Annotated in this window: 17 protein-coding genes; 5 read left to right on the top strand and 12 right to left on the bottom strand. The window is 71.9% G+C overall.

Annotated features, from left to right (window positions below; translation table 11 throughout):
* Nucleotides 1–62: 62 nt before the first annotated feature.
* Complete coding sequence (locus IG78_RS0114770) at nucleotides 63–1,769, bottom strand: diaminobutyrate--2-oxoglutarate transaminase family protein (RefSeq protein ID WP_063760755.1); 1,707 nt, start codon at nucleotides 1,767–1,769, stop codon at nucleotides 63–65.
* A gap of 474 nt (nucleotides 1,770–2,243) precedes the next feature.
* Between IG78_RS0114770 and IG78_RS0114765 the strand changes: the two genes are divergently transcribed.
* Nucleotides 2,244–3,470 (top strand): trypsin-like serine peptidase, encoded by a 1,227-nt coding sequence (locus IG78_RS0114765; RefSeq protein WP_078964978.1) that lies wholly within the window; start codon nucleotides 2,244–2,246, stop codon nucleotides 3,468–3,470.
* Nucleotides 3,471–3,675: 205 nt separating this feature from the next.
* Entirely contained in the window at nucleotides 3,676–4,893 is a 1,218-nt protein-coding gene (locus IG78_RS0114760) for a trypsin-like serine peptidase (protein WP_030563096.1), read from the top strand.
* Nucleotides 4,894–5,012: 119 nt separating this feature from the next.
* On the opposite strand, the gene hflX is transcribed toward IG78_RS0114760, so the two are convergent.
* The 6 genes from hflX to miaA all read right to left on the bottom strand — a co-directional run bounded on the left by hflX (nucleotide 5,013) and on the right by miaA (nucleotide 13,573).
* Nucleotides 5,013–6,503, bottom strand: a complete 1,491-nt coding sequence (gene hflX, locus IG78_RS0114755) for a GTPase HflX (protein WP_030563094.1) — start codon at nucleotides 6,501–6,503, stop codon at nucleotides 5,013–5,015.
* 378 nt (nucleotides 6,504–6,881) lie between these two features.
* Nucleotides 6,882–8,405: a M1 family metallopeptidase gene (locus tag IG78_RS0114750; RefSeq protein ID WP_030563092.1), complete on the bottom strand. Its 1,524-nt coding sequence runs from the start codon at nucleotides 8,403–8,405 to the stop codon at nucleotides 6,882–6,884.
* A 203-nt stretch (nucleotides 8,406–8,608) separates the two neighbouring features.
* Nucleotides 8,609–10,753, bottom strand: coding sequence for a RelA/SpoT family protein (locus IG78_RS0114745; protein WP_030563090.1), 2,145 nt, complete (start codon nucleotides 10,751–10,753; stop codon nucleotides 8,609–8,611).
* Between the two features lie 253 nt (nucleotides 10,754–11,006).
* On the bottom strand, nucleotides 11,007–11,903 hold the full coding sequence (dapF, locus tag IG78_RS0114740; RefSeq protein WP_030563088.1) for a diaminopimelate epimerase: 897 nt from the start codon (nucleotides 11,901–11,903) through the stop codon (nucleotides 11,007–11,009).
* Between the two features lie 132 nt (nucleotides 11,904–12,035).
* On the bottom strand, nucleotides 12,036–12,527 hold the full coding sequence (locus tag IG78_RS0114735; RefSeq protein WP_030563086.1) for a hypothetical protein: 492 nt from the start codon (nucleotides 12,525–12,527) through the stop codon (nucleotides 12,036–12,038).
* A gap of 107 nt (nucleotides 12,528–12,634) precedes the next feature.
* On the bottom strand, nucleotides 12,635–13,573 hold the full coding sequence (gene miaA / locus IG78_RS0114730) for a tRNA (adenosine(37)-N6)-dimethylallyltransferase MiaA (protein WP_030563084.1): 939 nt from the start codon (nucleotides 13,571–13,573) through the stop codon (nucleotides 12,635–12,637).
* Nucleotides 13,574–13,755: 182 nt separating this feature from the next.
* Here miaA and IG78_RS44055 point away from each other — a divergent pair, with 182 nt between their 5' ends.
* Both IG78_RS44055 and IG78_RS0114715 read left to right on the top strand, forming a co-directional pair.
* The gene (locus IG78_RS44055) at nucleotides 13,756–14,247 is read left to right on the top strand and encodes a hypothetical protein (RefSeq protein WP_051852644.1); all 492 of its coding nucleotides are present in this window, start codon (nucleotides 13,756–13,758) and stop codon (nucleotides 14,245–14,247) included.
* A gap of 24 nt (nucleotides 14,248–14,271) precedes the next feature.
* Complete coding sequence (locus tag IG78_RS0114715; RefSeq protein WP_030563082.1) at nucleotides 14,272–14,592, top strand: antitoxin; 321 nt, start codon at nucleotides 14,272–14,274, stop codon at nucleotides 14,590–14,592.
* A gap of 287 nt (nucleotides 14,593–14,879) precedes the next feature.
* On the opposite strand, the gene IG78_RS0114710 is transcribed toward IG78_RS0114715, so the two are convergent.
* Genes IG78_RS0114710 through IG78_RS0114690 form a run of 5 tightly spaced genes read right to left on the bottom strand, consistent with a single transcriptional unit; the run spans nucleotide 14,880 to nucleotide 18,935 of the window.
* Nucleotides 14,880–15,650, bottom strand: a complete 771-nt coding sequence (locus IG78_RS0114710; RefSeq protein ID WP_030563080.1) for a class III extradiol dioxygenase subunit B-like domain-containing protein — start codon at nucleotides 15,648–15,650, stop codon at nucleotides 14,880–14,882.
* Nucleotides 15,651–15,669: 19 nt separating this feature from the next.
* Complete coding sequence (gene miaB / locus IG78_RS0114705; protein WP_051852643.1) at nucleotides 15,670–17,202, bottom strand: tRNA (N6-isopentenyl adenosine(37)-C2)-methylthiotransferase MiaB; 1,533 nt, start codon at nucleotides 17,200–17,202, stop codon at nucleotides 15,670–15,672.
* A gap of 58 nt (nucleotides 17,203–17,260) precedes the next feature.
* The gene (locus IG78_RS0114700; RefSeq protein WP_030563076.1) at nucleotides 17,261–17,599 is read right to left on the bottom strand and encodes an Asp23/Gls24 family envelope stress response protein; all 339 of its coding nucleotides are present in this window, start codon (nucleotides 17,597–17,599) and stop codon (nucleotides 17,261–17,263) included.
* Nucleotides 17,596–18,357 (bottom strand): hypothetical protein, encoded by a 762-nt coding sequence (locus IG78_RS0114695; protein WP_051852642.1) that lies wholly within the window; start codon nucleotides 18,355–18,357, stop codon nucleotides 17,596–17,598. The genes IG78_RS0114700 and IG78_RS0114695 overlap by 4 nt, the downstream gene beginning before the upstream one ends.
* A complete protein-coding gene (locus IG78_RS0114690; protein ID WP_030563072.1) occupies nucleotides 18,348–18,935 on the bottom strand; it encodes an RNA polymerase sigma factor in 588 nt (195 codons plus the stop codon). The genes IG78_RS0114695 and IG78_RS0114690 overlap by 10 nt, the downstream gene beginning before the upstream one ends.
* Before the next feature lie 429 nt (nucleotides 18,936–19,364).
* On the opposite strand from IG78_RS0114690, the gene IG78_RS0114685 reads away from it, so the two are divergent.
* Nucleotides 19,365–19,880 carry an Asp23/Gls24 family envelope stress response protein gene (locus IG78_RS0114685; RefSeq protein WP_030563070.1) on the top strand — a complete coding sequence of 172 codons (516 nt, stop codon included), beginning with the start codon at nucleotides 19,365–19,367 and terminating at the stop codon, nucleotides 19,878–19,880.
* Nucleotides 19,881–19,922 lie beyond the last annotated feature (42 nt).

Below are 19,922 nucleotides of genomic sequence, written 5' to 3'. Positions count from 1 at the left end.
TGTACGTGGACGGGTTCGCTCGGCTCGTGTCCGCCCTGGTCAGGGACCGTGCACAGGGGCGGTCATGAAGGGCTGCGGGTGTGGCGGCCATCGGTGTCGCGGTGGTGGGATCGCTCCGCCGCGGCGAGTGCGTCGGCGAGTCGGTCGAGGACCGCGTCCGCCTGTTCGTCCGTGATGGTGAGGGGAGGCAGCAGGCGCACGACGCTGGAGTGCCGTCCGCCGAGCTCGACGATGAGCCCGCGGCGCAGGCACGCGCGCTGCACGGCGGCAGCCAGTTCGGGCGCCGGTGGATGCGGGCGGTTGTGGGGCAGCCCGTACAACGCCGGGTCGTCCGGACCGGCCTGGTGCATCGCAGAGGTCGATGCGGCAGACGCAGAGGCCGACGCGGCAGACCCAGAGACCGGCGGGGCAGACGCGGAAATCGGCGGCGCAGACGCAGAGTTCGGCGCAGCAGTCGCGGAGAGCGGCGGCGCGGACGCAGAGACCGGCGCCGCAGACACGCGGGACGGCGCGGCAGACGCAGAGACCGGCGCCGCATGGGACGGCCGGTCCGGCCCTGCGGACGGGCGGCCGTGTACGGCAGCGTCGTGCTCACCCCCCAACTGTCCCGCCAACTCTGCCGCCACAGAGCGCGTTTGACCGCGATTCGGGTCGACAAGTTCGACCCCGAGCATCAGCCCCCGGCCCCGGACGTCACCGATGCAGGGGTGGTGGGCGGCCAGGGACCGCAGTCCGGCGAGCATGCGGGCGCCGAGTTCCGCGGCGCGCTCGGCGAGGCGGTTCTCGCGGACGTAGGTGAGGGTCGCGGCACCGGCCGCCATGGCGAGCTGGTTGCCGCGGAAAGTGCCCGCGTGGGCGCCGGGGGGCCAGACGTCGAGGTCGTCGCGGTAGATGACGACGGCGAGGGGCAGGCTGCCGCCGATCGCCTTGGACAGGACGAGGACGTCGGGGACGATGCCGCTGTGCTCGACGGCCCAGAAGGCGCCGGTCCGGCCGACGCCGGTCTGCACCTCGTCGGCGATGAGGGGGATCCCGCGGTCCGCGGTGATGCGGCGCATCCGGCGGAGCCAGGCGTCCGGGGCGGGCAGGACGCCGCCTTCGCCCTGTACGGGTTCGAGGATCATGGCGGCGGGCGCGGGGACGCCGGACTTGGTGTCGTCGAGGAGGTTCTCGGTCCAGCGGGCGGCGAGTTCGGCGCCGCGCGGGCCGCCGACGCCGAAGGGGCACCGGTAGTCCTGCGGATAGGGCAGCCGCGTGACGCGTACGTCCCGTGCGCCGCCGGATGCTTCGAGGGCACCCGCGGTCATGCCGTGGTAGGCACCGGTGAAGGAGAGCAGTCCTTCACGCCCGGTGGCGGTGCGGACCAGCTTCAGGGCGGCTTCGACCGCGTCGGTGCCCGCGGGCCCGCAGAACTGGATGCGCGCCCGGTCGGCGAGGGCGGGCGGCAGCGTGCGGAACAGCTCGGTGGTGAAGGCGTCCTTGACGGGGGTGGCCAGATCGAGGACGTGCAGGGGCGCCCCGGAGTCGAGGACGCCCCGGATGGCTTCGAGCACGACGGGGTGGTTGTGGCCGAGGGCCAGGGTGCCCGCGCCGGAGAGACAGTCCAGGTAGCGTCGGCCGTCGGCGCCCTCGATGGTCATCCCGCGGGCGCGGACGGGCACGATGGGGAGGGCGCGCGCGTAGGTGCGCGCGGCGGACTCGCGCGCCGACTGCCGGCGCAGGATCCCCTCGTACGCCGGTGGAGCGACCGCGGGAGCAGTGGCGTACACCACACCTTCGGGGTCCGCGGGCACCACCGCGGGAGCAGGCTCGGTCACGGCCACGGCTGTTGGTCCTCCCGCTGGGACTTGGCACGGGCCCAACCACATGCGGGCGGGCGCGCGAGCGAGTTGGCGCGGGGGTTGAACGCGCGCGGCGTGTCCCCCGTACGTACCAACGACGGCGTACGCGCGGGATCACGGGTGTACGGAAGATCCTTGCCGTGACGGAACCGTTGCTGTTCCGTGGGTCGTCCCCAACGGCACCGGCATAGTGTGGGGTGCCGTTCATCAGGACTGAGGTGTTCCGCACCGCGAGGCCCAGGGCGTCCAGCACCACGGACGGCCAGGACCCGGAAGCACGGCATCCGGACGCTCCGCACCAGGAGGTCCGCGATGACCGACGTCGTACGGCATGACGTATGAGGTACGACGCGACGATGTACGGCATTTGGAACGATATCGAGGCCCAGGGGGATTCTCACCATGCGACCCATACGTCCGCTCTTCACCTCTCGTCGTGGGAGGAGCGCGCGCGGCAGGACCTCCCCCGTGGCGGCCGCCGTCGCGCTCGGCGCGGCACTCGTCCTGACCGCGACGGCCTGTGGTCCGGGCGACGACAACACGGACGACTCCTCCGCTTCGCAGCCGGGTGGCAACGACGACGGCAAGTTCCAGATCCCGGGTGACATCCAGGACCGGCTCAAGGAGCACGGCATCGACCTGGACAAGTGGAGGGACGGCGCCTGGAAGAACTGGGACAAGGACGACTGGCTGCGCGAGGCGGAGGACTTCGTCAACCCGGTCATCGATGGCCTGTGGGACCCGGACCGCATGCGCGACGCGGACAAGAACCCGGACCGCGGCGTCGACGAGTCCGACATCTCCGGCGACCAGGGCGTGACGGACCCGACCCCAGGACCCGTCGAGGCGGCGGCCCTGAAGACGCCGTACCACGACCAGGTGCCCGAGGCCGGCAAGCTCTTCTTCGACGGTCCCGAGGGCTCGATGGTCTGCTCGGCGACGGTCGTGAAGGACCCGAAGAACCCGGGCAAGTCCAACATGGTGTGGACCGCGGGCCACTGCGTGCACGCGGGCGCCAAGGGCGGTTGGTACCGGAACATCGCCTTCGTCCCGTCGTACAACGACAGCGGCAAGCCCACCGCCGAGTTGCAGGGCGCGCCCAAGGAAGAGGTCGCTCCGTACGGCGTCTGGTGGGGTGACTGGGCGCAGACGTCCGACCAGTGGATCGAGCAGGGCGGCCCGACGGGCGGCAAGGGTGCTCCGTACGACTTCGCGGTGATCCATGTGACGCCGGAGAAGGGCAGCGAGGGCAAGTCCCTGGAGGAGACGGTCGGCGCGGCCCTGCCGGTGGAGTTCAACGCTCCGGCGGTGGCGCAGATCGAGGACATGACGGCGACCGGCTACCCGGCCGCCCCGCCGTTCGACGGCCAGAAGCAGTTCCAGTGCGCGGACAAGCCGGGTCGGCTCTCCATCAGCGAGCCCGACCCGACGATGTACCGCATCGGCTGCACCATGACCGGCGGTTCGTCCGGCGGCGGCTGGGTCGCAGCGGGTCAGGACGGCGAGCCGGCCCTGGTGTCCAACACGTCCATCGGTCCGGTGACGGCGGGCTGGCTCGCCGGTCCGCGCCTCGGTGGCGAGGCCAAGGGCATCTACAACGCGGTCAGCAAGAAGTTCGCGGGGCAGTAGCACCCGGCACGCGCTGTGTTGTACGCGTACGGCACCGAGTCATACGCGTACCGCGGCGGGGCGGCGAAACCTTCACCGCCCCGCCGCCGTTCGTCCCCAATTCCACAGGCATAGTGGGTGCTCACGTCGGCCGAAGCGGCGGATGCCACGCCCACGCCTGACACGCACATGGCAAACACCAGTTCACAACGGGGGTAACCACTCCATGCGTTCCATTCGTGCGCCCTTTGCGCGCAGCGGCCGTCGCGCCGCCCTCGCCGCGACCGGGCTCGCCGCCGCTCTGGCGCTCACCGCCACTGCCTGTGGTCCGAGCGAGGACAAGGCGAGCGACAAGGCGGGCTCCGGCGCGGCCCAGGACGCGGACAAGGGTTCCGACTCTGGCTCCGACTCGGGCGGCGGCCTCACCGGCGACCTCGCCGACCGGCTGAAGAAGCACGGCATCGACCCGGACAAGTGGAAGGACGGTGCCTGGAAGGACTGGAGCAAGGACGACTGGCTGCGCGAGGCCAAGGACTTCGTCAACCCGGTCATAGACGGGCTCTGGAAGCCGGAGCGGATGCGAAAGGCCAAGGACCCGAACAAGACGATCGCGGCGAAGGACGCGACCGCCGACCAGGGTGCGACCGATCCCGAGCCTGCGCCGGTCCGGGCCAAGCCCGAGAAGACGCCGTACCACGAGAACGCCGCCCCGGTCGGGAAGATCTTCTTCGACTCCCCCAGGGGGTCGATGGTCTGCTCAGGGACGGTCGTGAAGGACCCGCGCAACCCGGGCAGGTCCAACCTCGTATGGACGGCGGGTCACTGCGTGCACGCGGGTGCGCAGGGCGGCTGGTACCGCAACATCACCTTCGTGCCCTCCTACAACGACCTCGGCAAGTCCGAGGCGGCGCTGAGCAACGCGGCGCCCCAGGAGATCGCTCCGTACGGCCAGTGGTGGGCGGACTGGGTCTCCACCTCCGGCGAGTGGATCGACCAGGGTGCGGCTTCGGGCGGTGCGGGTGCCCCGTACGACTACGCCGTCATGCACGTGAAGCCGCAGGAGGGCAGCAAGTCCCTCGAGGAGACCGTGGGCAACGCGCTGGATGTCGACTTCTCGACTCCCTCGGCGCAGAGCGTGAGCTCCATGGGCGCGTGGGGCTATCCGGCCGCGCCGCCGTACGACGGCCTGATGATGCACAAGTGCATCGACAAGCCGGGCCGTCTGTCGCTGGACCCGGCGACGCCGACGATGTACCGCATCGGTTGCACCATGACCGGTGGTTCGTCGGGCGGCGGCTGGTTCCGGGCCGTGGGCGACAAGACCGAGCTCGTCTCCAACACCTCGATCGGCCCGGCCGGGAACACCTGGCTGGCAGGACCGCAGCTCGGCACCGGCGCGAAGCGGGTCTTCGACATGATGAGCGAGAAGTACGGGGCGCAGTGACGTCGGGTTGAGTACATGGTGAAGGCCCCGCCCCCTCGCGAGGGGGCGGGGCCTTCACCATGTACTCAACCCGAGTGCGCGGGCCGGTCAGTGCGCTACCGGGTCAGTGCGCCGCGCGGTCAGTGCGCCGCGGGAACGAACGGCGCGAGTTCCGCCGCCAGTTCCTCGTGCACCCGGGCCTTGAGCAGCGTGCCCTCCGCGGTGTGCTCCTCGGAGAGCACCTCGCCGTCGGCGTGCGCACGCGATACGAGCTGACCGTGGGTGTACGGCACGAGGGCCTCGATCTCGACCTCGGGCCTCGGCAGTTCGGCGTCGATGAGCGCGAGCAGTTCCTTGATGCCTGCGCCGGTCCGCGCGGACACGACGATCGCGTGCTTCTGCGTACGCAGCAGTCGCTGGACGACCAGCGGGTCGGCCGCGTCCGCCTTGTTGATCACCACGATCTCCGGCACGTCCGTCGCGCCCACGTCCCGGATGACCTCGCGCACGGCGGCGAGCTGCTCCTCCGGCGCGGGGTGCGAACCGTCCACGACGTGCAGGATGAGGTCGGACTCGCCGACTTCCTCCATGGTGGAACGGAACGCCTCCACGAGGTGGTGCGGCAGATGCCGGACGAAGCCGACCGTGTCGGCCAGGGTGTACAGCCGGCCGCTGGGGGTCTCCGCCCTGCGGACCGTCGGGTCGAGGGTGGCGAACAGGGCGTTCTCCACCAGCACGCCCGCGCCGGTGAGGCGGTTGAGCAGGGAGGACTTGCCCGCGTTCGTGTATCCGGCGATGGCGACCGAAGGCACCTTGTTGCGCTTGCGCTCCTGGCGCTTGATCTCGCGGCCGGTCTTCATCTCCGCGATCTCCCGGCGCATCTTCGCCATCTTCTCGCGGATCCGTCGCCGGTCCGTCTCGATCTTGGTCTCACCGGGGCCACGGGTGGCCATGCCGCCACCGCCGCCGCCACCCATCTGCCGGGAGAGCGACTGGCCCCAGCCGCGGAGCCTCGGCAGCATGTACTGCATCTGCGCGAGGGCCACCTGCGCCTTGCCCTCTCGGGACTTGGCGTGCTGGGCGAAGATGTCCAGGATCAGGGCGGTCCTGTCGACCACCTTGACCTTGACGACGTCTTCGAGGTGGATGAGCTGGCCGGGGCTCAGCTCACCGTCGCAGATGACGGTGTCGGCACCGGTTTCGAGGACGATGTCACGCAGCTCCAGGGCCTTGCCCGAGCCGATGTACGTGGCCGGGTCGGGCTTGTCGCGGCGCTGGATGACTCCGTCGAGGACGTGCGCGCCCGCGGTCTCCGCGAGTGCGGCGAGCTCGGCGAGGGAGTTCTCCGCGTCGTCGACCGTCCCGGAGGTCCAGACGCCGACGAGCACGACGCGCTCCAGGCGGAGCTGTCGGTACTCGACCTCGGTGACGTCCTCGAGCTCGGTGGAGAGGCCCGCCACGCGGCGCAGGGCCGCGCGCTCGGAGCGGTCGAGCTGATCGCCGTCCCGCGCTCCGTCGATCTCGTGGCTCCAGGCGACGTCCTCTTCCATCAGGGCATCGGCCCGAAGACCTTCGGGGTAGTTCTGCGCGAAGCTCTGTGCGTCCTGGGAAGGGGAAGAAGAGGAGGTCATTGGGTCCTTTACGTCGATGGGAATCCGTTACGGAGAGCGCGTCCGAGCGTCTGCCGCCCTGTCGCACCGCGCACACCGACTCGGTGTGCCTCTCGTGTGCCACAGCGCCACCCGTTCATGTCCGACAACGCTCACGGGCCCCCGGAGATTCCCGGGACCAGCCGGAACCGTCCCTGAGATGTCCCTGAGGGGATCTCCCGGACGGGCCGCGCCGTCGACCTGAAGATGGTCGCACGGTACGGCCCGTCTCGTCACCTGAGTATTTCCGTGTGCTGCCGAGTATTTTTTCCGTGTGCTGCTGAGCATTTCCGTGGGCTGCCGAGCAAGCCCCTGTGCTGCGCCGCCGGGCGCCGGCCCGGGCCGCCGCCCGGCCGGTCCCTACTTCTTCGCGGGCGCCGACTTCTCGTCCGGTGCCGTCGTGGTCCAGTCCGGGTGCCCCGGCATCGGCGGCGTCTTCTTGCCGTAGAGCCAGCCGTCGAAGAACCCGGTCAGATCGCGTCCGGCGATGTCCGACGCGAGCCGGACGAAGTCGGCCGTCGTCGCGTTCCCGTCGCGGTAGGTGTGGACCCAGGCCCGCTCCACGGCCTCGAACGCGGGCCGCCCGATCTCCTGGCGCAGGGCGTAGAGCACGAGGGCGCTGCCGTCGTACACGACGGGCCTGAAGATGCTGATCTTCTGCCCCGGCTTGGGGCCCTTGGGGGCGGCCGGCGGCCCGCCGGCCGCCCGCCAGCGGTCGGAGAGGCGGTAGGCGTAGCGCATGCGCTTCTCCATGGGCTGGCGCGCCTTCTCCTCCGCGTACAGGGCTTCGTACCAGGTGGCGTGCCCCTCGTTCAGCCACAGGTCGGACCAGGTGCCCGGGCTGACGCTGTTGCCGAACCACTGGTGTGCCAGCTCGTGCACCATGATCGCGTCGACGTACCACTCGGGCAGGTCCGGCCGTGTGAACAGCGCCTTCTCGAAGAGCGACAGCGTCTGCGTCTCCAGCTCGAATCCGGTCCTGGCGTCGGCGACGAGCACGCCGTACGTCTCGAACGGATAGCGGCCGACCTTGTCCTCCATCCACGACATCTGGCCGGGTGTCTTCTTGAGCCAGGGCTCCAGGACCTTGCGGTCCTTCGTCGGCACCACGTCGCGCAGCGGCAGGCCTGCGGGTCCGGTGCGGTGCAGCACGGTGGAGCGGCCGATGGACACCTGGGCGAGTTCGGTCGCCATGGGGTGGTGGGTGCGGTACGCCCAGGTGGTGGTGTCCGCGCGGCGCGTCTTGGCCAGGGGCAGGCCGTTGGCGACGGCGGTGAGGCCCTTGGGCGCGGTGACGCGGAAGGTGAACCGCGCCTTGTCAGCCGGGTGGTCGTTGCACGGGAACACGTGGTGCGCGACGTCGGCCTGGTTGGCCATCGCCAGGCCGTCACCGGTGCGCACCCAGCCGCCGTCGCCCTTGGCGGACACCGGGTCGCTGGTGTGCCGCACGGTGATCCGGAGCCGCTCACCGGCCTGCACGGGTGCGCCAGGCGTGACGACCAGGTCCTCGCCCGCGGTGGTGAAGTGGGCGCGGGCGCCGTTCACGTCGACGGAGCGGACCTTGCCGTGTGTGAAGTCCAGGTTGACGCGCTCCAGCGGTGCCGTCACGGTGGCGTTGATCTTCGTGAGCGCGTCCAGGGGCTTGCTGTTGTCGCCGCGGTAGGTGAAGGCGATGTCGTACGACGTCACGTCGTACCCGGGGTTTCCCAGGTGCGGGAAGAGGCGGTCGCCGATGCCGAGCGGCGCGGCCGGTTGCGGGGCGCTCGCTGCGAGCAGGGCGGCGGAGGTGGCGGTGGCGAGGACGCCGACCGCGATGCGGACGGCCTTCGGCCGGGCCTGGAAGGCCTTCGGCCGTGGCACCTTGGTGCGGGTGGTGGGGAGCATGAACCACCGCTATCAGCGCGGGCCTTCCCCATCGGGACGGCACGCGCCGAGCCCACCCGAACGAGTCGGCAAGGGGTGGTGCGGGCCCTTTACCGAGAGCGCCGCGAGCCCTCTACGGAGAGCGCCGCGAGCCCTCTACGGAGGGTGCCGCGAGCCCTCTACGTAGAGTGCTGCGGACCGCGGCCCCTCTACGGAGAGTGCCGTCAGCGCGCGGCTGCCGCCCGGCCCTCAGCCCGGGTCACGTCGTACACGCCCGGTACGTTGCGCATCGCGCGCATCAGTCCGGGCAGCTCGCCGGCGTCGGGGAGTTGCAGGGTGTACGTGTGGCGCACGCGCTGCTGGCTGGGTGGTTCGACGGTCGCCGAGATGATCGCGGCGCCCTCCAGGGCGATGGCTTCCGTGAGGTCGGCCAGGAGGTGCTGCCGGCCGAACGACTCGGCGATCAGCGTGACCCGGCACTCCGTGGCGTCCCCCCAGCGCACCCCGACCTCCGGGCGCCCCACCTCCGTCATGCGCGCCACCGTGGGACAGCCGACGCGGTGGACGGTGACGACGCCGCCGCGCACCGTGAAGCCGGTGATCTCGTCGGGCGGCACGGGCGTACAACAACCGGCGAGCCGGACGCTGGCGCCCTCCCGGTCGGCGACGACGTCCGCGGCGGCCGGGCGCAGCGCCGCGGACACCTGAGGCCTCTGGGTGGCTGCGGGCACCGTCACGGGGGCGGGGTCCGGGGCCGCCGGGGCGGGCGAGCCGGTCGCGGGCGCGGAGTGGGTGCTCAGCCAGCGGCGGATGGCGATCCGGGCGGCGGGCGTGCGGGCGTGGTCGAGCCAGTCGCGTGCGGGGCCGGACGCGGGGTCCTGGGCCATGAGGAGCTGCACGGTGTCGCCGTCCCGCAGGACCGTGCCCAGGGTCGCAAGGCGGCCGTTGACGCGGGCGCCGATGCAGGCGTGGGCGTCCTCGCCGTACTGGGCGTAGGCGGCGTCCACGCAGCTCGCGCCGGCGGGCAGGCCGAGCGTGCCGCCGTCGGGGCGGTAGACGGCGATCTCGCGGTCCTGGGCGAGGTCCTCGCGCAGCGTGGACCAGAAGGTGTCGGAGTCCGGGGCGGCCTGCTGCCAGTCGAGGAGGCGGGAGAGCCAGCCGGGGCGGGTGGGGTCGGCGCGCTCGCCGTCGGCCGGCTGTTCCTCGGGGGGCGGGGCGTAGGGGTTGCGCAGGGCGACGACGCCCGCTTCCGCCACCTGGTGCATCTGGTGGGTGCGGATGAGGACTTCGGCGACTTCACCGTCGGCGCGGGCCACGGCCGTGTGCAGCGATTGATAGAGGTTGAACTTCGGCAGGGCGATGAAGTCCTTGAACTCCGAGACGACCGGCGTGAAGCAGGTGTGGAGCTCGCCGAGGACTCCGTAGCAGTCGGCGTCCTCGTGCACGAGGACGAGGAGGCGGCCGAAGTCGGCGGGGCGGAGCTCACCGCGTTTGCGGTGTGCGCGGTGGACGGAGACGAAGTGGCGTGGCCGGATGAGGACTTCCGCCGCGATGCCCGCGTCGCGCAGCACGCCGCGCACCTCTTCGGAGATGTCCGCGAGCGGATCGCCCCCGGCCTTCGCCTTCGTCGCGATCAGCTCTTTGACCTCGGCGTACTCCTGCGGATGGAGGATCGCGAAGACCAGGTCCTCCAGCTCGGTCTTCAGGGCCTGCACCCCGAGCCGTTCGGCGAGCGGGATGAGGACGTCGCGCGTGACCTTGGCGATGCGGGCCTGCTTCTCGGGCCGCATCACGCCGAGCGTGCGCATGTTGTGCAGCCGGTCGGCGAGTTTGATCGCCATGACGCGTACGTCGTTGCCGGTGGCCACCAGCATCTTGCGAAACGTTTCGGGCTCGGCGGCGGCTCCGTAGTCCACCTTTTCCAGCTTGGTGACGCCGTCGACCAGATAGCACACGTCGTCGCCGAACTCCGTACGGACCTGCTCCAGCGTGACGTCGGTGTCCTCGACGGTGTCGTGGAGGAGGGACGCGGTCAACGTTGTGGTCTCCGCGCCGAGTTGGGCGAGGATGAGCGTGACGGCGAGCGGGTGTGTGATGTACGGCTCACCGCTCTTGCGCATCTGGCCGCGGTGCGAGGACTCCGCGAGGACGTAGGCGCGGCGCAGGGGCTCCAGGTCCGCGTCCGGGTGGTGGCCGCGGTGGGCCTCGGCCACATGGCCGATGGCGTCCGGGAGGCGGTCCCGGGTGGCCGGTCCGAGCAGCGCGGCACGACCGAGTCTGCGCAGGTCCAGGCGGGGGCGGGCGCGCTTTCGCGAGCCCGGGGCCGTCGTGGGGCCGGGCGTCGCAGGATTCGTCGCCTCCGCACTCATGGGCACCTCCGGCAGCTTCGACCGGCGGTGAGCGAACGACTGCCTGCTCCGTCCGGGCCGGTGCTTGATGCTATCGAGCCCATCACGCGGCGCTGACCCGCTCTCGCCGAGCGTGAAACGGATCACCCATTCGAGCGACAGTTCCGTGGAGCGTCGTTTCGACAGGGGCGAGCGTGGTTTCGACCGGGGCGCACGGACGGGAGCGGGCGCGCGGCCCGCGTACCCCTGTGCGCCGTGCGGCCGAGCCCCGCACTCAGGCCGACTCTCCGGCCGCGGCCAGCCATCCCGCGTCGATCTCGCCCTCGGCGACGATCACTGCGGGACCTGTCATCGCGATCTCGCCGTCCGGCGACTCGGTGATCGTCAGGCGGCCGCCGGGCAGGTCGACCGTGTACGTCACCGGGGTGCCGGTCTCGGCCGGGTCCAGGCCGTCCCTGCGGGCCGCGGCGACGGCCACCGCGCACGCGCCCGTGCCGCACGAGCGGGTCTCGCCCGCGCCGCGCTCGTGCACGCGCATGGCGACGTGCCGCGGGCCGCGGTCGACGACGAACTCGACGTTCACGCCGTCCGGGTAGGCCGACGCAGGGCTGAACGGGGGCGGAGTCAGGAGGTCGCCCGCGTGTGCCAGGTCGGTGACGAAGGCGACCGCGTGCGGGTTGCCCATGCTCACGTTGCGCGCGGGCCACCCGTGGGCGCCCACGGAGACCGTCACGTCGCCTTCGGGGAGCGCGGCCCTGCCCATGGAGACGGTGACGTCGCCTTCCGGGGCGCCGTCCGCGGCGGGCTTGGCGATGTGCGCGTGCTTCACGCCGCCGCGGGTCGCGACGGGCAGGTCGCCCTCGCCGACGTGCCCCGCGTACTGCAGATAGCGGGCGAAGACACGCACGCCGTTGCCGCACATCTCGGCGATGGAACCGTCGCCGTTGCGGTAGTCCATGAACCACTCGGCTTCGCCGGCCAGGTGCCGTGCGTCCGGGTGGGCGGCGGAGCGCACGGCGTGCAGGACGCCGTCGGCGCCGATCCCCGCGCGGCGGTCGCACAGGGCGGCGACGGTGGCCGGGGACAGCTCGATGGCGTTGTCGGGGTCGGGGACGATCACGAAGTCGTTCTCGGTCCCGTGCCCCTTGAGGAAGGCGATCCGCGTGCTCATTCCTCGATCGTACGGGGTGGCTGCGACAAACCTTCGGGGGCCGTCCACGCGGCCGGGATCCCGCTGTGCGGGCGGGGCCGGGGCTCGGCGGAGCCTGAACTCAGCGCAGCCGGGGCTCGGCGGGTCCTGGCCTCAGCGGAGCCGGGCCACACGCCAGACGGCGAGCACCGCGACGAGCGCCACGATCAGCACGTACGCGGAGACCACCCGCCAGTCCGGCCGCCGCCCGGAGCCGCGCTCCGGCAGGCCGGGCCAGGTGTGGCCGACGCGACGGGCGGCCATCATGCCCCAGCCCGCGGCACAGGAGCTGATGAGCAGCCCCAGCATGGCCACGACGGCACCGCCGTCGCCGAACTCGAAGGCCAGCGGGAAGGCGAACATCAGGGAGCCGACGGCGGCCAGGATCACAATCGGCGCGAGCTGCCAGATGCGCAGCCTGCGCTGCGGCCGCAGCTCGACCTCGACCTCCGGCTCCGTCGCCAGGCCCTCGTCGGTGGGGCCGTCGTCGGTCACGCCTCCGGCCACGATCCCGGGGCTGTCCGGTCCGTCCGGGCTGAGCGACTCACCGTGTCGTGCGGTGTGCCGCTCGCCGTCATGTGCGGTGTCACGAGGGCCGGCCTCCATCGCCACGCGCCCTCCCACTCCGGACTCATCTGGTCGATCGATGGTCGATGATGGCACGCCGTCAGGTGCCCCGATGACCGGCGGAGCGTCCCGATGCCATCACGTGATCAGGCTGTGACCGCTCGTTCGACCAACGTCAGTGCGCTTGCCTGGAGTTCCCCGCGGTCGGCCACGGCGCCGCTCAGCCAGTGCACCCGCGGATCGCGGCGGAACCAGGAGTCCTGTCGGCGGGCGAAGCGCTTGGTGGCGCGCACGGTCTCGGCGCGCGCCTCGTCCTCGGTGCACTCACCGGCGAGCGCCGTGAGCACCTGCTGGTAGCCGAGTGCGCGGGCGGCCGTGCGCCCCTCCCGCAGTCCCTGCGCCTCCAGCGTGCGCACCTCGTCCACGAGTCCGGCCTCCCACATGCGGTCCACGCGCGTGGCGATGCGCTCGTCCAGCTCGGGCCTGCCCACGTCGACGCCGATCTGCACGGTGTCGTACACGGACTCGTGGCCGGGCAGGTTGGCGGTGAACGGCTTGCCGGTGATCTCGATGACTTCGAGGGCGCGCACGATCCGGCGCCCGTTTCCGGGCAGGATGGCGCGGGCCGCGTCCGGGTCGGCCGCGGCGAGGCGGGCGTGCAGCGCGCCCGGGCCCAGATGAGCGAGCTCCTCCTCGATGCGGGCGCGTACGGCGGGGTCGGTGCCGGGGAACTCCAGTTGGTCGACGGCCCCGCGCACGTACAGTCCGGAGCCGCCGACCAGGACCGGCCAGCGGCCCTCGCCGAGCAGCCGGTCGATCTCCGCGCGCGCCAGCTTCTGGTACTCGGCCACGCTCGCCGCCTCGGTGACGTCCCAGATGTCGAGGAGGTGGTGCGGAACGCCTTCGCGCTCGGCGGGCGTCAGTTTGGCGGTGCCGATGTCCATCCCCCGATATAGCTGCATCGAGTCGGCGTTGACGACTTCGCCGCCGAGGCGCTGGGCAAGGAAAACACCCAGATCGGACTTTCCGGCCGCGGTCGGCCCGACGACGGCGATGACCCGCGGGGCGGGAGCTGCGCTTCTCACCGCACCAGTCTCGCAAACCACGGCGCACGTGCCCGAACGAGCTACGTGACGGCACGGCTCCGGGGTCGTTGCCTGTTGCGAGGTTCCGGCCGCCGGTTTCGAGAACCGGTGACCCGGGCGACGCAATGGGACGCACCGGGCGGCGCGGGATTTCGCCCACACGAGTAACGTATGGAGTAGATATGGGCGTTTTTGCACGGTTCCGCCGGAAGTCCAAGGACACGGAGGAGGCCTCGGCCGCGGAGGCGGCGGCCGACCGCCGGACGGCCGAGCAGGAGGCGGCCGACGAGCCCTCCGAGGCCGAAGGCGGGGCCGCGGCGGACGACGCCAAGGTCGAGGCGAAGAGTGATGCGGACACCGAGTCCGCCTCCGCTTCCGCCTCTGTTTCCGCCACGGGATCCGACTCCGGACCCGACTCCGACGGTGCTTCCGCTTCCGGTTCCGGTTCTCAGTCCGGTTCCGGTTCCGGTTCTCAGGCCGGTGCCAACGCCGAGGCGACGGAATCGGCCGCGTCGGCTGTCGCCGACAAGGGCGGAAGCGCTGACGGCGCCGCGGATGCCAAGGATGCCGACGATGCCGCCGCTGCCGACGGCGCGGACAACGTGGAGATCCCCAAGCAGCAGTCCGCGCAGGAAGCGGCCGACAACGAGGCCGGTGAGAGCGCCCGCAAATGACTCCCCGCAAGGGAAGGTGACCCCATGGGCTTCCTGAACCGTCTGAAAGACAAGCTCGCCCCGGCCAAGGGCAAGGCCTCCGACCTCGCGCATCAGCACGGGGACAAGATCGACCTGGGCCTGGACAAGGCCGCTCAGCTTGTCGACCGGAGGACCAAGGGCAGGTACAGCGACAAGATCCGGACGGGGACGGGCAAGGCGAAGGACGCCTTGGACCGTTTCGCGGGAGAGGACGACGGCCGTAAGGAGGGCGACGGTCATAAGGATGTTGGCGGCCGCACTCCCCCCGGCGATACCCCGCCGCCGTCACCGCCGTCGTCACCGACGCCCCCTGCGGCTTCCTGAGCGCACCCTGCACAACCGGCTGACGGCCGCGGAGCGCACTCGGCTTCGTGGCCGTCGGCCTGTGTACGGAGGCCGGTGCGGGTACGGCTGCGCTCCGGGAGGGACGGCTGCGTGCAGGGCTGTGGCTGGACGGAGGCGCGGCTGAGTACCGGGGGAGCATCGCGACCCCGTACGGACGGCCGACCGCCCCGTACAGACGGCCAGCAGCCCCCTACAGACGGCCGGGGTACAAAAAACAGCGGCCGCGCGCGAAGCGCCCGCGTCTGCCCCGCGAGAAGGCCGGGCCCCTACGACCAGGCCGCCACCAGGTAACCCACGCCGTACGGCGCGTCATCGAAGAGCAGCTCGCCGCTCAGGTCCGCCCCGCCCTGGGCACCCGCAGCGCCCGCGAGCACCTGCCAGGGCGCGCGTCCGGCCGCCTTGAGCTGCCCCGCGAGGTCCGCGTCAAGCTCCTTGAGCGCCGTCACGTCCGCGGCGGCCAGCGCCCGCGCCACGGCCGCGTCGAACCCTGCCGCCCGCTCGTCCAGATAGCCGGGGGCCTTCAGGGTCCGGCACGCGCTGGCGTCACCCATCACGAGCAGTGCCACCCGCTCCGCGCGCGCGGCGATCTCTTCCCCGAGTCGGATACACCGCTCGGCCTCAAGAGGTTCCGCCACACCGAGGCCTTCGAGGGGCGCGGCCGACCACTTCGTGCGCTCCAGGAGCCACCCCGCGACGGCCAGCGACACCGGGAGCTCCCCCGCCGCGCCCTCTTCGCCCGCGTGGGGGTCGGCTTCGCCCTCGTGGGGGTCGGCGGCACCCGTGGGGGCCGCTCCCAGGCGTACGTCGAGGTCCACACCGAATCCACGGAACGAGCCGCGCGCCCCCTGGGCGTGCGTTCCCCGGCCGCGCGCTCCGGCGGGGCCCACGACGACCAGGCGGTCGGGCCGGGACGCCGCGAGCACGCCGAGCACGTCGGAGCACGCCGCCCGCGCGGCATCCAGTTCCGGTGCCGCACCCGCGGCGACCTCGGGGACGAGCAGGGGCGGGCAGGGGCAGACGGCCGCGGCGACAAGCATGATCCGCAGCGTAACGGGTCTAGTCGCAGCCGCAGCCGCTCCCCGCAGCCGCCGGCAGCGGCTGCGGCACGCCCACCTTGGGCAGGCCGAGCAGGACGCCCGCGGGCTTCGCGGCCTCCGCCGCGTTCCGCTTCTCCCAGGCGTCGCCCGCGCGGGTGCGCCGTACGTCGAGGACGGCGCCCTCGGCGAGGAGGTGGTGCGGTGCCGCGTACGTGATCTCGACCGTCACCACGTCGCCGGGGCGGACCTCGGTGTCGGGCTTGGTGAAGTGGACCAGGCGGTTGTCGGCGGCCCGGCCGGAGAGGCGGTGCGTGGCGCCGTCCTTGCGTCCCTCGCCCTCGGCGACCGTCAGCTCCAGGGTGCGGCCGACCTGCTTCTTGTTCTCGTCCCAGGAGATCTCCTCCTGGAGGGCCACCAGGCGCTCGTAGCGGGCCTGCACGACCTCCTTGGGGATCTGGCCGTCCATGGTGGCCGCGGGGGTGCCGGGGCGCTTGGAGTACTGGAACGTGAACGCCTGGGCGAAGCGGGCCTCGCGGACCACGTGCAGGGTCTGCTCGAAGTCCTCCTCGGTCTCCCCGGGGAAGCCGACGATGATGTCCGTGGTGATGGCGGCGTGCGGGATGGCGGCGCGCACCTTCTCGATGATCCCCAGGTAACGCTCCTGGCGGTACGAGCGGCGCATCGCCTTCAGGACGGTGTCCGATCCCGACTGCAGCGGCATGTGCAACTGGGGCATCACGTTCGGCGTCTCGGCCATCGCGGCGATCACGTCGTCCGTGAAGTCGCGCGGGTGCGGCGAGGTGAAGCGCACCCGCTCCAGGCCCTCGATCCGCCCACAGGCGCGCAGCAGCTTGCTGAAGGCCTCCCGGTCGCCGATGTCGGATCCGTAGGCGTTCACGTTCTGCCCGAGGAGGGTGATCTCCGAGACGCCCTCGCCGACGAGCGCCTCGATCTCGGCGAGGATGTCACCGGTCCTGCGGTCCTTCTCCTTGCCGCGCAGCGCGGGCACGATGCAGAAGGTGCAGGTGTTGTTGCAGCCGACGGAGATCGACACCCATGCCGCGTACGCGCTCTCGCGGCGCGTGGGCAGCGTCGAGGGGAACGCCTCCAGGGACTCGGCGATCTCGACCTGCGCCTCTTCCTGTACGCGGGCGCGCTCCAGGAGTACCGGCAGCTTGCCGATGTTGTGCGTACCGAAGACGACGTCCACCCAGGGCGCCTTCTTCACGATGGTGTCGCGGTCCTTCTGGGCAAGGCAGCCGCCGACGGCGATCTGCATGCCGGGACGCTGCGTCTTCCTGGGGGCGAGGCGGCCGAGGTTTCCGTAGAGGCGGTTGTCGGCGTTCTCGCGGACCGCGCACGTGTTGAAGACGACGACGTCCGCGTCGCCGTCGGAGCCCTCGGGCGCACGCACGTAACCGGCGTCCTCCAGGAGGCCGGAGAGCCGTTCGGAGTCGTGGACGTTCATCTGGCACCCGTAGGTGCGGATCTCGTAGCTTCGCGCAACGGCCACTTCGTCCACTGCTCCGCTCCGGACACTGCTGCTGGTCATCCCTCAAGGGTAAGGGGGCACCCGTGGTGCACCCTCACCCCCTCGTCCGCCCCGGCGGTCACACGACCCCGGTCACCGTCACCTTGACCTGCGCGGAGCCGTTCTCCCTCGCCTCCGTAAGGAGGGCGTCGAGGACGGCCGCACGCACCGCGCGGGTCACGTCCAGGGCGCGGTGCCCGCGGTTGAGCACCACGTGCACCTCGATGTCGAGGCCCTTGGTGCCCTGCCGCCGCACGCGCACCCCAGAAACCCCGGCCCCGCCCCGCGCCGCTCCGAGGCCCACCGAGGAGCGCAGGAGTTCGGCGAGGCCGGGTCGGAGGAAGGCCACACCGCGGGTGGCGAGGACGGCGGCGCCCACGGTGTCCGCAAGGGTGCGGGGTGCCTGCTGGTCCGTCATCGCTGCCGTCCTTCCGCCGCGTCCTCGTCCCCGCCGCAATCTCCCTTGCCGAGTCCGGTGCTGTCCACGCCGGAATCCGTTTCGTCCCCGTCGCGTCCCCCGCCGTCCCCTCCGGGTTCGTCCTCGTTCCCGTCGAGCAGGTCGGTGACCACGACATCCACCGCTGCGATCCGCATGCCGAGCTCGTGGTCCGCGGCCCCGACGATCCGGGCGCGCACCTCGTCCGCCACGAGCTGCAGGTTCCAGGAGAGCCCCGCCTGCACTTCGACGCGGACCCTGGCCGGCCCCCGCGGCAGCCGTCCCGGAGGCGGCGCGGCAGCGGACGCTTCCTGCGGGTCGGCCTCGACACGGCAGCTTCCCGCGCGGACTCCCGGCAGGGTGTCGACGGCGGCCCGGAACGTCCGCGCGGCCGCCGCCTCCACGATCCACGCGTCCTCGTCGACATCGCCGAGCGGGAGCGTGCGTCCGGGCCGCAGCTCCAGGCGGACCACGTCCATGACGCGGTCCGCCAGCGCGGCGGTGTCCCACGGCGGTACCGGCGGCTCGTCGTCACGCGCCCGCGCGACGACACCCTCCAGTGCCCGCAGGGCCCGCAGCGCCTCGGCGCAGTGCGCGCAGCCGGCCGTGTGCGGGTCCGGCTCGCCCGCCTCCGCCAGCTCCCACACCTGTGCGAGCTCCCGGCCGCAGGGCAGGAGCTCCTCTTCGGAGGCGCCGCCGAACGATGTGCCGCCCGGTGCCCCGCTCTCGTTCATCGCCATCCGGCCATCGCCTCCGTCAGGTAGCGCCGGGCCCTGAAGACACGGCCGCGGGCCGCCTCCTGGCTGATGCCGACCGTCTCGGCAATGGACTCATAGGGCACGTCGTCCAGCTCCCGCAGGACCCAGCACACCCGCTGCTCCGGAGACAGCTCTTCTATGGCCCGTGACAGGTCGGCGACGGCCGCGTGGGCCTCCGCCGCGCGCGGCGGGGACACCTGGTGTTCGGGCGCCTGCGGCTCCGGAACGCTGTCCAGGGCCGTCACCGGCTGCCGCGAGCGCAGCACGTTGAGGCACCGGTTGGTGACGATCCGGTGTATCCAGGTGCTGAACCGGGCGTCCCCGCGGAACTCCGGCAGCTTGCGCCAAGCGCTCACGAACGACTCCTGTACGGCGTCCTCGGCCTCTGTCGGACTGCCGAGCAGCCGCGTCGCAAGGCGCAGCAGGACGGGTGCGTGACGGTGTACGAGCGCTTCGAAGGCCTCTTCGTCGCCTTCGGCCGCGCGTACCGCCAGCAAGGCGTCCTCGTGCGGCAACGGCGCATCCGCGTCCTCCGGCTCTCTGCCCCGGTCCCCGGGCACACGCGGCTCCTCTCGCTTCGGTCGTGCTCGCTCGTACGACACACGACAAGCCGCCCGCGTTACGCGGCGCAGGCACGCTACCCGCCGGCAGAAGAAATTTCCGGGAGGCGCGTAACGGATTCTGGGCATCCGTGTCAGTAGGAGTGAAGGACTCGAAGAGCGTGCGGCGCTCACCCCGCGAACCGGTGGGAGTGCGGCACCCGCCCCAGGGCGGGCGCGGCGCGTGCTCCGGCGCACGGCGCGCATCCGGGGCAGACGTACGGAGGGAGGGGCAGTGATGACTCACCCGTGTACGTCGTGCCCGCCCACCTCGTACCCCGCGCGACCCACGCCCCGCTCCCCGCTCCCCACGCCCCTCGCCCCTCGTACCTCGTACCTCGTACCTCGTACCGAGCATCAACACATCGCACACGACTAGGAGATGCCGATATGGCGACACAGGAGTTCACCTCGAAGCCGACGACGTCCGGCGGCAGCGAGAAGGACCTCGCCGGCGGTTCGCGGACCGGTGAGGGAGCCACCACCCTCACCGGCCGCACCGGCGCCGACGAACCGGCGGCGACGCGCGGCAGGACCTCCATCGCGGACGTGGTGGTCGTCAAGATCGCCGGTATGGCGGCGCGGGAGATCCCCGGAGTGCACGACATGGGCGGCGGCCTCTCCCGCACCATCGGCGCGGTGCGCGACCGCGTCCCCGGCGGCCGTCCGAACGTGGGGCGCGGCGTGAAGGTGGAGGTCGGCGAGCGGCAGACGGCGATCGACCTGGACATCGTCGTCGAGTACGGCGTGCCCATCACGGACGTCGCCCACGACGTGCGCGAGAACGTCATCGCGGCCGTCGAGCGCATCACCGGCCTGGAGGTCGTCGAGGTCAACGTCGCCATCAACGACGTGCACCTGCCCGACGACGACCGGGACTCCAGCGCCGAAACCCGCGTGGAGTAGCACCGCGAGCACTGTCCCCGCTGCATGGCCTCGCGGATCCCT

It is taken from the genome of Streptomyces aureocirculatus, assembly GCF_000720475.1.
GTDB classification, from domain to species: Bacteria; Actinomycetota; Actinomycetes; order Streptomycetales; family Streptomycetaceae; genus Streptomyces; species Streptomyces aureocirculatus.
The sequence above is the reverse complement of the archived record's forward strand: the minus strand, read 5'-3'. Positions and strand labels throughout refer to the sequence as shown.

What these genes read in the sequence shown, in the direction of transcription:
- IG78_RS0114765 (WP_078964978.1), top strand. Translation starts at nt 2,244, where the DNA reads ATGCGACCCATACGTCCGCTCTTCACCTCTCGTCGTGGGAGGAGCGCG.
- IG78_RS0114760 (WP_030563096.1), top strand. Translation starts at nt 3,676, where the DNA reads ATGCGTTCCATTCGTGCGCCCTTTGCGCGCAGCGGCCGTCGCGCCGCC.
- hflX (WP_030563094.1), bottom strand. Translation starts at nt 6,503, where the DNA reads ATGACCTCCTCTTCTTCCCCTTCCCAGGACGCACAGAGCTTCGCGCAG.
- IG78_RS0114750 (WP_030563092.1), bottom strand. Translation starts at nt 8,405, where the DNA reads ATGCTCCCCACCACCCGCACCAAGGTGCCACGGCCGAAGGCCTTCCAG.
- IG78_RS0114745 (WP_030563090.1), bottom strand. Translation starts at nt 10,753, where the DNA reads ATGAGTGCGGAGGCGACGAATCCTGCGACGCCCGGCCCCACGACGGCC.
- dapF (WP_030563088.1), bottom strand. Translation starts at nt 11,903, where the DNA reads ATGAGCACGCGGATCGCCTTCCTCAAGGGGCACGGGACCGAGAACGAC.
- IG78_RS0114735 (WP_030563086.1), bottom strand. Translation starts at nt 12,527, where the DNA reads ATGGAGGCCGGCCCTCGTGACACCGCACATGACGGCGAGCGGCACACC.
- IG78_RS44055 (WP_051852644.1), top strand. Translation starts at nt 13,756, where the DNA reads ATGGGCGTTTTTGCACGGTTCCGCCGGAAGTCCAAGGACACGGAGGAG.
- IG78_RS0114715 (WP_030563082.1), top strand. Translation starts at nt 14,272, where the DNA reads ATGGGCTTCCTGAACCGTCTGAAAGACAAGCTCGCCCCGGCCAAGGGC.
- IG78_RS0114710 (WP_030563080.1), bottom strand. Translation starts at nt 15,650, where the DNA reads ATGCTTGTCGCCGCGGCCGTCTGCCCCTGCCCGCCCCTGCTCGTCCCC.
- miaB (WP_051852643.1), bottom strand. Translation starts at nt 17,202, where the DNA reads ATGACCAGCAGCAGTGTCCGGAGCGGAGCAGTGGACGAAGTGGCCGTT.
- IG78_RS0114700 (WP_030563076.1), bottom strand. Translation starts at nt 17,599, where the DNA reads ATGACGGACCAGCAGGCACCCCGCACCCTTGCGGACACCGTGGGCGCC.
- IG78_RS0114695 (WP_051852642.1), bottom strand. Translation starts at nt 18,357, where the DNA reads ATGGCGATGAACGAGAGCGGGGCACCGGGCGGCACATCGTTCGGCGGC.
- IG78_RS0114685 (WP_030563070.1), top strand. Translation starts at nt 19,365, where the DNA reads ATGGCGACACAGGAGTTCACCTCGAAGCCGACGACGTCCGGCGGCAGC.